At 67.0% G+C, this 10,360-nt stretch carries 13 protein-coding genes; 11 read left to right on the forward strand and 2 right to left on the reverse strand.

Features of this window, described 5'->3' with window-relative positions; genetic code table 11:
- Nucleotides 1-701: MATE family efflux transporter (locus FHD68_RS14895; RefSeq protein WP_244297879.1), on the forward strand; the 701-nt coding region annotated here is incomplete at its 5' end.
- Here FHD68_RS14895 and FHD68_RS14900 read toward each other — a convergent pair.
- Both FHD68_RS14900 and FHD68_RS14905 read right to left on the reverse strand, forming a co-directional pair.
- The gene (locus tag FHD68_RS14900) at nt 698-1,240 is read right to left on the reverse strand and encodes a cytochrome b (protein ID WP_127899036.1); all 543 of its coding nucleotides are present in this window, start codon (nt 1,238-1,240) and stop codon (nt 698-700) included. The genes FHD68_RS14895 and FHD68_RS14900 overlap by 4 nt on opposite strands.
- A gap of 172 nt (nt 1,241-1,412) precedes the next feature.
- Nucleotides 1,413-1,727 (reverse strand): DUF1476 domain-containing protein, encoded by a 315-nt coding sequence (locus tag FHD68_RS14905; protein WP_045981987.1) that lies wholly within the window; start codon nt 1,725-1,727, stop codon nt 1,413-1,415.
- A 131-nt stretch (nt 1,728-1,858) separates the two neighbouring features.
- Between FHD68_RS14905 and purC the strand changes: the two genes are divergently transcribed.
- The 10 genes from purC to FHD68_RS14955 all read left to right on the forward strand — a co-directional run.
- Nucleotides 1,859-2,620 (forward strand): phosphoribosylaminoimidazolesuccinocarboxamide synthase, encoded by a 762-nt coding sequence (purC, locus tag FHD68_RS14910; RefSeq protein WP_045981986.1) that lies wholly within the window; start codon nt 1,859-1,861, stop codon nt 2,618-2,620.
- Between the two features lie 14 nt (nt 2,621-2,634).
- Nucleotides 2,635-2,874 carry a phosphoribosylformylglycinamidine synthase subunit PurS gene (gene purS / locus FHD68_RS14915; protein WP_045981985.1) on the forward strand — a complete coding sequence of 80 codons (240 nt, stop codon included), beginning with the start codon at nt 2,635-2,637 and terminating at the stop codon, nt 2,872-2,874.
- Nucleotides 2,875-2,967: 93 nt separating this feature from the next.
- Nucleotides 2,968-3,765: an ABC transporter ATP-binding protein gene (locus FHD68_RS14920; protein ID WP_127899034.1), complete on the forward strand. Its 798-nt coding sequence runs from the start codon at nt 2,968-2,970 to the stop codon at nt 3,763-3,765.
- A gap of 23 nt (nt 3,766-3,788) precedes the next feature.
- Nucleotides 3,789-4,523 carry a transporter substrate-binding domain-containing protein gene (locus FHD68_RS14925; protein ID WP_045981983.1) on the forward strand — a complete coding sequence of 245 codons (735 nt, stop codon included), beginning with the start codon at nt 3,789-3,791 and terminating at the stop codon, nt 4,521-4,523.
- 50 nt (nt 4,524-4,573) lie between these two features.
- On the forward strand, nt 4,574-5,455 hold the full coding sequence (locus tag FHD68_RS14930) for an ABC transporter permease (protein WP_127899033.1): 882 nt from the start codon (nt 4,574-4,576) through the stop codon (nt 5,453-5,455).
- Nucleotides 5,452-6,276 carry an ABC transporter permease gene (locus FHD68_RS14935; RefSeq protein WP_127899032.1) on the forward strand — a complete coding sequence of 275 codons (825 nt, stop codon included), beginning with the start codon at nt 5,452-5,454 and terminating at the stop codon, nt 6,274-6,276. Before FHD68_RS14930 ends, FHD68_RS14935 begins: the two co-directional genes overlap by 4 nt.
- 4 nt (nt 6,277-6,280) lie before the next feature.
- Complete coding sequence (locus FHD68_RS14940; RefSeq protein WP_046001093.1) at nt 6,281-7,612, forward strand: glutamine synthetase family protein; 1,332 nt, start codon at nt 6,281-6,283, stop codon at nt 7,610-7,612.
- Between the two features lie 84 nt (nt 7,613-7,696).
- Entirely contained in the window at nt 7,697-8,194 is a 498-nt protein-coding gene (locus tag FHD68_RS14945) for an Lrp/AsnC family transcriptional regulator (RefSeq protein WP_127899031.1), read from the forward strand.
- A gap of 170 nt (nt 8,195-8,364) precedes the next feature.
- Nucleotides 8,365-9,507: a glycine cleavage T C-terminal barrel domain-containing protein gene (locus FHD68_RS14950; protein ID WP_045981978.1), complete on the forward strand. Its 1,143-nt coding sequence runs from the start codon at nt 8,365-8,367 to the stop codon at nt 9,505-9,507.
- Nucleotides 9,508-9,892: 385 nt separating this feature from the next.
- Nucleotides 9,893-10,360: methylenetetrahydrofolate reductase C-terminal domain-containing protein (locus tag FHD68_RS14955; protein WP_139086125.1), on the forward strand; the 468-nt coding region annotated here is incomplete at its 3' end.

A 10,360-nucleotide genomic window follows, 5' to 3' on the forward strand; every position in this document is an offset into this window, starting at 1 on the left:
TGGCGCTGGGCCTGTGGCTGGCGCGGCACGTGCTGGGACAGGCGCGCCGCGCGGCGGGGCTGTGGGCGCGCGACCGGCTGACGCGGCTGGCGCGGGTGAACGGCGACATCATGATCCGGTCGGTCCTGCTGCAGGGCTGCATGACCAGCTTCCTGTTCCTGGGGGCGGGGCAGGGCGACGTGCCCTTGGCCGCGAACCAGGTGCTGCTGCAGTTCGTGGCGCTGACCGCCTATGCGCTGGACGGGTTCGCCTTTGCCGCCGAAAGCCTGGTGGGACAGGCCGTGGGCGCGCGTCGGCCGGACCGGGTGCGGCGGGCGTCGCTGCTGACCTCGGCCTGGGGGCTGGGGGGTGCGGTCGTGATGGGGCTGGTCTTCATCGTCGCGGGGGGCGCGATCATCGATCTGCTGACCACCTCGGACGCGGTGCGGCAGGCGGCGCGGATCTATCTGCCTTGGCTGGCGCTGGCGCCCCTGATCGGGGTGGCGGGCTGGATGCTGGACGGCATCTTCATCGGGGCCACGCTGACGCGGGACATGCGCAATGCGATGATCCGGTCGGTGGCGGTCTTCGCGGCCTGCGTGCTGATCCTGCCGCCCTTCTGGGGCAACCACGGCCTGTGGGCCGCGCTGATGGCGCTGAACCTGGCCCGCGCGGTGACGATGCTGCGCCGCTATCCCAATGCCGAGGCCGCGGCCGCCTAGCCTGCCATGCGGCGCAGCAGGCGGTCGCGCAGCACGATCTGGTGGAACAGCGTCATGGCGATATGGCCCAGGATCAGCACGCCCATCACCCAGGCCAGCTCTCCGTGAAAGTTCGACCCGATGTCGGTGGCAGCCTTGACGACCTGGTCCGGGGCGCGCGGCGCGAAGATCTGGAACCCGAAGGGCGCAAAGCCCCGTACCCCGCCCCAGGCCCGCAGCAGCGCCGCCGAGGGAACCGCCAGCATCAGCGCATAAAGCGCGACATGCCCCAGCCTTGCCGCATAGCCCAGCAGGTCCGCCCGGCGGGGCGGGCGACGATCACGGTTCAGGGCGGCCCAGACCACGCGCAGGACGATCAGCACGAACAGGATGGTTCCGACCTGGGTGTGGTTGGCGGTCAGTGCGACGGCCAGAGGCGCCTCGTCGCCCAGCAGGCTTTCGGACAGCATGCCGCCGAACTGCCACGCCATCAGGGCGGCGATTCCCCAGTGAAGCGTCCGGGTCACGGCTCCATAGCGGTCCTGATTGTCCCAAAGCATGTTCCGGCATCCTGTCGTTGATAGGGCAGACCCTTTCATCCCACGGTTCGGCAGGAACGTGATGGCAAAAATGCCGGGTCACCAAAGCTTGACCCCGGCTGCCTTGCGCACGTGCAGGAATGGATCAGGGGGGCGCGATGCCCCCCTGATCCGGCCTGCTGACGATGGCGGCTCAGGTCTCGTCGATGACCTGGCGGCGGGCCTCGTCCATCAGGCGGGCCATCTGCGCGCGGATCGTTTCGGCATCGGCGACGCCTGTCAGGTCGGCCTCGACCTTGCGGAAGACGTCCTCCTCTCCGGGCTCGGCGAAATCGGCGCTGACGACGGTCATGGCATAGGCGCGGGCGTCGTCGCCGGTCTTGCCCATCTGTCCGGCCGCCCATTCGCCCAGCAGGCGGTTCCGGCGCGCCTCGGCCTTGAAGCGCAGGTCGGCGTCATGGGCGAACTTGGATTCGTAGGCGCGCTCTCGATCGTTGAACGTGGTCATCGGGCCCTCCTGTGCGGCGTCTGGGACAAGATATGCCCATCGGCATGCCTTGTCGCAAGGCTCGTATTGCCCCCGACCGGCAATCCGGGGTAAGCGGCATCTTCAGGGACATGCGAAAGGACGGTGGGCCCATGGCACCGCGGCGCAAGAAAGTTTACGAAGGCAAGGCCAAGATCCTCTACGAGGGCACGGAACCCGGCACGCTGATCCAGTACTTCAAGGATGACGCGACCGCCTTCAACGCGCAGAAGCGCGCCACCATCGAAGGCAAGGGCGTGCTGAACAACCGCCTGTCCGAGTTCTTCATGAACGGGCTGACGAATATCGGCGTCCCGAACCACTTCATCCGCCGCATCAACATGCGCGAGCAGCTGATCCGCCAGGTCGAGATCATCCCGCTGGAAGTGATCGTGCGCAATTTCGCGGCCGGGTCGCTGTCCAAGCGCCTTGGGCTGGAGGAGGGCACGGCCCTGCCGCGGCCCATCGTCGAATACAGCTACAAGAACGACGAACTGGGCGACCCGATGGTGTCCGAGGAATACATCATCGCCTTCGGCTGGGCGACCCAGCAGGACCTGGACGACATCGTCAGCCTAGCGCTGCGGGTGAACGACTTCCTGTCGGGGGTGTTCTACGGCGCCGGCATCAAGCTGATCGATTTCAAGATCGAGGTCGGACGGGTCTGGGACAACGATTTCATGCGCCTGATCGTGGCCGACGAGATCAGCCCCGACAGCTGCCGGCTGTGGGACGTCAAGACCGGGCAGAAGCTGGACAAGGACGTGTTCCGCCGCGACCTGGGCAACCTGACCGACGCCTATACCGAGGTGGCGCGCCGGCTGGGCCTGATGCCCGCCAACACGACCAGCCTGAAACCGACCGCGATCAACTGAGAGGGACTGCCGCCATGAAAGCACGTGTCACCATCATGCTGAAGGACGGCGTCCTGGACCCCCAGGGCGAGGCGATCCGCCATGCCCTGGGCGGGCTTGGCCACCAGGACGTCACGGGCGTCCGCCAAGGCAAGCTGATCGAGCTGGACCTGGCCGCCACCGACGCCGAGGCAGCCCGCGCCGAGGTCGCCAGGATGTGCGAGGGCCTGCTGGCCAACACCGTGATCGAGAAATACTCGATCGAGATTGCGTAAGCGTTCGGCTGACGCTGCGGCAGCCTGCCCTTATCGGCAGGTTGCCCCCTGCACCCCGTTGCAAAACGCGCGCGTTTGACGCCCAATGTGCGGATGATGAACCAGACCCCGACCCCTCACAGCGCCGCCCCGGTCATTTCGATCAACGGGTTGCACAAGTCCTATGGTCCGCTTGACGTCCTCAAGGGCGTGTCCATGACCGCCCCGCGCGGCCATGTGGTCAGCCTGATCGGGTCGTCCGGGTCGGGCAAGTCCACGCTGCTGCGCTGCTGCAACCTGCTGGAGAACAGCCAGGCCGGAGAGATCCTGTTCGAGGGCGAGCCGGTCCGCTGGAAGGGCCAGGGGCAGGGCCGCCATCCCGCCGACCGCGCCCAGGTCACGCGGATGCGCACCAACCTGTCCATGGTGTTCCAGCAGTTCAACCTGTGGGCCCACATGACGATCCTGCAGAACGTGATGGAGGCCCCGGTCACCGTGCTGGGCGAGGATCGCGCCGCCGTCGAGGCCCGCGCCCGCGACCTTCTGGCCAAGGTCGGCATCGGCGACAAGGCGGACGCCTGGCCCGCGCAGCTGTCGGGCGGCCAGCAGCAGCGTGCCGCCATCGCCCGCGCGCTGTGCATGCAGCCCAAGGCGCTGCTGTTCGACGAACCCACCAGCGCGCTGGACCCCGAACTGCAGCAGGAGGTCGTCCGCGTCATCAAGGATCTGGCCGGAGAGCATCGCACGATGATCCTGGTCACCCATGACATGCGGCTGGCCGCCGATGTCAGCGATCACGTCGTGTTCCTGCATCAGGGCGTGGTCTGCGAAGAAGGCCCGCCGGATCGCCTGTTCGGGAACCCGCAGACCGACCGTCTGCGCCAGTTCCTGTCCGCGACCATGGCGACATAAGAAACCAACAGGAGAGACCCCGAATGAAATCCCTGACGATCGCGGCCGCCGCGCTGATGCTGACCGCGGGCCTGGCCCAGGCCCAGACCATCCGCATGGGCACCGAAGGCGCCTATGCCCCCTACAACTTCATCGACGATGCCACCGGCGAGGTCACCGGCTTCGAGATCGAGCTGGGCAACGAGCTGTGCAAGCGCGCCGAGCTGGATTGCACCTGGGTGCGCAACGATTGGGATTCGATCATCCCGAACCTGGTCTCGTCGAACTACGACACGATCATGGCCGGCATGAACATCAACGCCGAACGCCAGGCGGTCATAGCGTTCACGCAGCCCTATACCCCGCCGACGCCGTCGGCCTATGCGGCGCTGGCGGCCGATGTCGACGTCGAGGGCGGCATCGTCGCGGCCCAGACCAGCACCATCCAGGCGGGCTATGTTGCCGAGAGCGGCGCGACGCTGATCGAGTTCCCGAACCCCGACCAGGCCGTCGCCGCCGTCCGCAACGGCGAGGCCGACGCGATCCTGGCCGACCGCGACTTCCTGGCCCCCATCGTCGAGGAATCCGGCGGAGAGCTGGTCTGGGTCGAGGGCATGGACCGCGTCGCCCTGGGCGAAGGCATCGGCATGGGCCTGCGCCAGTCCGACACCGAGCTGCTGGAGAAGTTCGACGCGCAGATCACCGCGATGAAGGAAGACGGCAGCCTGAACGACATGATCAAGAAGTGGTTCGGCGACGACGCGCTGCTGTTCGAATGATCTGACCCGCCGCCGCGGACCCGTGCCGCGGCGGCCCTTCGGGAAGTCCCATGTTCGCATATTGCACCGATCCGTCCCTGCTGCAGGGGCTTGCCTGGCTGTCGTGCTACCTGACATCGGGCACGCATCTGCTGTTCTATGCCAGCTTCGGGACGGTGCTTCTGCTGTTGGCGATCACCGCGCCCATCGCGCTGCTGTTCGGCTTTGGCGGTGCCATGGCCAGCCGCTCGCGCATCGCGCCGCTGCGGTGGTTCGGGGGGATCTACACCTCGATGGTGCGGGGCGTGCCGGACATCATCTTCTTCCTGTTCGTGCCGATCGCGCTGGACCAGGGCTTCGAATGGGTGCGCCATCAGGTCCTGTGCGACAGCAATGCGCCCGTCCGGCAGGGCAACGATTTCGTCGTCTGCGCCGCGGCCAAGCTGCCGCTGAACGATGCCGCGCCCTGGGTGCATGACGTCTATGGCATCTTCCTGGCGGTCATTGCCTTCTCGATCGTCTTCGGTGCCTTTGCCGCGAACGTGCTGTCCGGCGCCATGGCGGCCGTGCCCCGCGCCCAGCTGGAGACGGCCGAGGCCTATGGCATGTCGCCCGCGCAGGTGAACCGCCGCGTGCTGATACCGCAGATGTGGACCTATGCCCTGCCGGGCCTGTCGAACCTGTGGATGATCCTGATCAAGGCCACGCCGCTTCTGTTCCTGCTGGGGGTCGAGGACATCGTCTATTGGGCGCGCGAGCTGGGCGGGTCCAAGACCAGCGCCTTCACCTATCCGCATCCGGACTGGCGGCTGTATTACTTCCTGGCGATCCTGGTGTTCTATCTGGGCATGACCTGGATCTCGGAACGCGTGCTGGGCCGCGTCACGCGGCGGCTGTCGCGCGGCCAGGCCACGCTTGGCGGCGAGGCCGAGCGCAAGGGAGCCCCGGCATGAGCTGCGTGCAGACCATCCAGGACTATGCCCTGCGCTCGATCGGCTATGGCGAACGGCTGTTGCCGCGCGAGGGATATGACCTGTGCCAGCAGGCGGTGCTGATCGGGTCGGGCCTGATCTGGAACCTGTACTTTGCAGTGCTGGCGTTGTCGGTCGGCTTCTTCATCGCGACGGGGTTGGCGCTGGCCAAGGCCAGTGCCAACCCCTGGCTGCGCAAGCCCGCGAACGCCTTCATCTTCGTCTTCCGCGGCAGTCCCTTGTTCATCCAGTTCTTCATCGCCTATGAATCGCTGGTGCTGCTGCCGCGGGCGGGCATCGACGTCTTGGGGATGACCATCCAGACCAGCTGGCTGACGCGGGCCTGGGCCGGGGCGCTGATCGTGCTGATCCTGAACACCGCGGCCTACAGCGCGCAGATCTTTCACGGCGCGCTGATGTCGGTCCCCAAGGGAGAGGTCGAGGCCGCCGACGCCTATGGCCTGACCGGCTGGAAGCGGTTCCGGCGGATCGTCTGGCCCACCATGCTGCGCCTGGCCTGGCCCAGCTACACGAACGAGGCGATCTTCCTGTTCCACGCCACGACGCTGGTCTATTTCAGCGGCTTTCCGGCGTTCCAGCAAAAGGGCGACGCGCTGTACTATGCCAGCTACTTCGCGGACCGGACCTTCAACCCCTTCGTCGCCTATCCCATTGCCGCCGCTTATTTCATCGCTGCCACCTTGGCATTGATCTGGCTTTTCGGCAGGGTGAACAGGCGGCTGAACCGGCATCTGCCGGGTGCGACCAGCCGCGTCCGGTACCGTCCCCAGTTGATGAGATAATCCCATGGAATGGCTGCGCGAACACCCCGAGGTCAAGACGATCCGCGTCGCGGCAGCAGACCTGAACGGTGTCGCGCGGGGCAAGCGCGTGCCCGCCCGCTATGCCGGCAAGCTGCTGGAGGAGGGGACCAAGTTTCCCTATTCGGTCCTGAACCTGGACATCTGGGGCGAGGATGTCGAGGACAGCCCGCTGGTCTTCGAATCCGGCGACCCCGACGGGCTGCTGCTGCCCACCGAACGGGGGTTCCTGCCCATGCCATGGCTGGACGCGCCCACGGGGCTGCTGCCCTTGTGGATGTTCCATCCCGACGGCACCCCCTATGACGGCGACCCGCGCCAGGCGCTGGCCCGCGTGGCCGAACGCTATGTCGCGGCCGGGCTGGTGCCGGTGGTGGCGACCGAGCTGGAATTCTTTCTGATCGACGACAGCGGCAAGACGCTGCGCGTGCCGCCCAGCCCGAAATCCGGCAAGCGGCGCACCGGCGGCGAGGTCCTGTCGCTGCGCGCGCTGGATGCCTTCGACCAGTTCTTCACGACGCTCTATGACGCCTGCGAGGCGATGGACATTCCCGCCGACACCGCCATCTCGGAGGCGGGGCCGGGACAGTTCGAGATCAACCTGATGCATCAGGCCGATCCGCTGAAGGCCGCCGACGACACCTGGCTGTTCAAGATGCTGGTCAAGGGCATCGCCCGGACCTACGGCTTTGCCGCCAGCTTCATGGCCAAGCCCTACGAGATGTTCGCGGGCAACGGGATGCACATGCATTTTTCGATCCTGGACCGGGCCGGGCGAAACATCTTCGACAATGGCGGAGAGGAGGGGACCGAGGCGCTGCGCCAGGCTGTCGCCGGCTGCCTGCGCGCCATGCCCGGATCGACCCTGCTCTTTGCCCCGCACGAGAACAGCTTTGACCGCCTGGTTCCCAACGCCCATGCCCCGACCGGCATCGGCTGGGCCTATGAGAACCGCACCGCCGCGATCCGCATCCCCTCCTCGGGCCCCAAGGCCCGGCGGATCGAGCATCGCGTGGCCGGCGGCGACGTGAACCCCTATCTGACCATCGCCGCCATCCTGGGGGCCGCGCTGAACGGGATCGAGGACCAGCTGGTCGCCCCCGCGCCCTTCAAGGGCAACGCCTATGACCAGAAGCTGGCGCAGCTGCCCGGCGACTGGGGCGCCGCGATCGAGGCGTTCGACAGCTGCCCCGAGATCCGCCGCATCCTGCCCGCGCATCTGGTCGACAACTATCTGATGACCAAGCGCCAGGAACTGCATTACATGGCCGAGCTGTCCGACGAGGAGACGGTCGAGCTGTACCTGGACACGGTCTGATCGCGACGATGGGCCGTCCGCCTGTTTCCGGGCAGCAGGGCCGTGGGCAATGTTCGCCGTCCGTGACGGCAAGTGAGGCGGTGGATGAGCAGGCCAGGCCTTGATGCGACCGACATCCGCATCCTTGCGGCCGTGCAGCAGCACGGGCAACTGAGCAAGGCGCGACTGGCCGAGCTGGTGAACCTGTCGCCCACCCCCTGCTGGGCGCGCCTGACGCGGCTGCGCGAGGCCGGGCTGATTCGGGGATACCGGGCCGACATCGCGCTGGAGCGCATTGCCAATGTCACCCAAGTCGTCGTCACCGTATCGCTGGCGCAGCACCGCAAGGTCGATTTCGACCGGTTTGAAGGCCATATCGGCGCCCTGCCGGAGATCACCGAATGCATCGCGACCGGCGGCGGGATGGATTATGTCCTCAAGGTCGTCACCCAAAGCCTGACGGCGTTCCAGACCCTGATGGAATCGCTGCTGGAGGCCGATCTGGGGATCCAGCGCTATATGACCTATATCGTCACGCGACAGGTTAAGGCAGCACAGCCCGACCTCAAGGCGCTGACGCGCGCGCCCGCGCACCCCGCCTGACCCGGCGCGGGATTCTCCGGCCAAGATCGTCCGGTCTGCAGTCCACCCCAAGAACAGCCCGACCGGCCTGTTTGCGCGCCGGATTTGGCCCGTGCGTCGTCCGCATCCGCGCTTAGATGGCAGATGTCCCGCCCCGGCCACCGGCCCATTTTCGTGGAAGAAGACGTCAGATGACCCAGATCCAAGATTTCGGTTTCGGAACCCAGATCCGCAAGTCCCCCTATTTCGACGCGACCGTCCGATGGGGCGCCACGGGGTTCTCGGTCTATAACCACATGTACATCCCGCGCGACTTCGGCAATCCGGTGCAGAACTTCTGGAACCTGATCAACGACGCGATCCTGTGCGACGTCGCCGTCGAGCGTCAGGTCGAGATCACCGGCCCCGACGCGGCGCGGTTCGTCCAGACGCTGACCCCGCGCGACCTGTCCACGATGGCGGTCGGACAGTGCAAATACGTGCTGATCACGAATGCCCAGGGCGGCATCCTGAACGACCCGGTCCTGCTGCGGCTGGCGGAAAACCATTTCTGGATATCGCTGGCCGACAGTGACATCCTGCTGTGGGCGCAGGGGGTCGCGGTGCATTCGGGAATGGACGTCACGATCAGGGAACCGGACGTGTCGCCCCTGCAGCTGCAGGGGCCGAAATCGGGTGCGGTGATGCGGGCGCTGTTCGGCGACGCGATCATGGACCTTCGCTATTACTGGTTGCGCCGGGTCGATCTGGACGGCATCCCGCTGATCGTGTCACGCACCGGCTGGTCCAGCGAGCTGGGATACGAGCTGTATCTGCAGGACGGCAGTCGTGGCGACGCGCTGTGGGAGCGGATCATGGCCGCGGGTGCGCCCCTGGGGCTGAAGGCAGGCCACACCTCGTCGATCCGCCGGATCGAGGGGGCGATGCTGTCCTATCATGCCGATGCCGACATCGACACCAATCCCTATGAGCTGGGTCTGGACCGGCTGGTGGACCTGGACATCGAGGCCGATTTCATCGGCAAGGACGCGCTGCGCCGGATCAAGGCCGACGGCCCCGCCCGCCGCCAGGTCGGCCTGGTGATTGACGGCGCGCCGCTGAAGGGGCCGAACACGACCTTCTGGCCCGTCACCCGTGACGGCCAGGTCGTGGGCAAGGTCACCTCGGCGATCCATTCGCCGCGGCTGGATCGCAACATCGCGCTGGCGATGCTGTCGGCCGGATCGGCACAGATGGGCGCCCAGGTTCAGGTCCGGACCCCGGACGGCACGCGGTCCGCGACCATCGTCGAGCGGCCCTTTCACGACCCCAAGAAGACCATCGCCGTCGCCTGACCCTGCCCCCGGATCACGGAGCCTCAGTCATGTCCGATCTGTTCTGCCCCACAAGGTGCATTGTGTCCCTGTCCGGGAGCCGCCGGGTACTGATGCCTGGGAATGCAGATGCCCGATAAGGCGATGTCGCTGCAGCCCCCCGGGGCAGGGCGCACCTTTCCGGCGACGCGTGGTGCACTGTCGTCCTGCGCCCGCAAGGGGCCGGCCGCGTGCGGGCGGGTGATCAGGGTTGCCCCGGTGCGTCGCCGGTCTGGCACCCGGCGAACACGCCCGACCAGTTCAATCACCCCGCCCGATCGGAATGCGCGTGCTGCGCGATCGGGTCGGGCGACTGAACGCGGCGACATGATGGGCAACGGGCCTTCCCTGCGGCGGGGCGGATAGCATGTACCACCTTCGCCGTCTTGCCGTCCGTCATGCCCGCGCCTTCGAATGGGTCTATGTCCGGTTCGAGGCCGCTCTGGTCGCCCTGGACCCGCTGTTCCGGCGCATCGGGTATCACCGGCTGGAACGCCCCGTCGCCGCGGTCGAGCGGTTGACCAAGGGCCTGCTGTTCGACTGCCGGATGTGCGGGCAATGCGTGCTGTCCTCGACCGGCATGTCCTGCCCGATGAACTGCCCCAAGACATTGCGGAACGGTCCCTGCGGCGGCGTGCGCCCCGGCGACTTCTGCGAGGTCGATCCGCAGATGCGCTGTGTCTGGGTGATGGCCTGGGAGGGGGCCGCCCGGATGCGCGACGGCGCGCGGATCGGCGACGTCCAGCCGCCCGTGGACCGCAGCCTGCAGGGGTCGTCGTCCTGGCTGCGCGTGGCGCGCGAAAAGGCGGCGCACCCGGCCGGGCCGTCCGACGCC

This window comes from Paracoccus marcusii, assembly GCF_006151785.1.
In the GTDB taxonomy this organism is placed as follows: domain Bacteria; phylum Pseudomonadota; class Alphaproteobacteria; order Rhodobacterales; family Rhodobacteraceae; genus Paracoccus; species Paracoccus marcusii.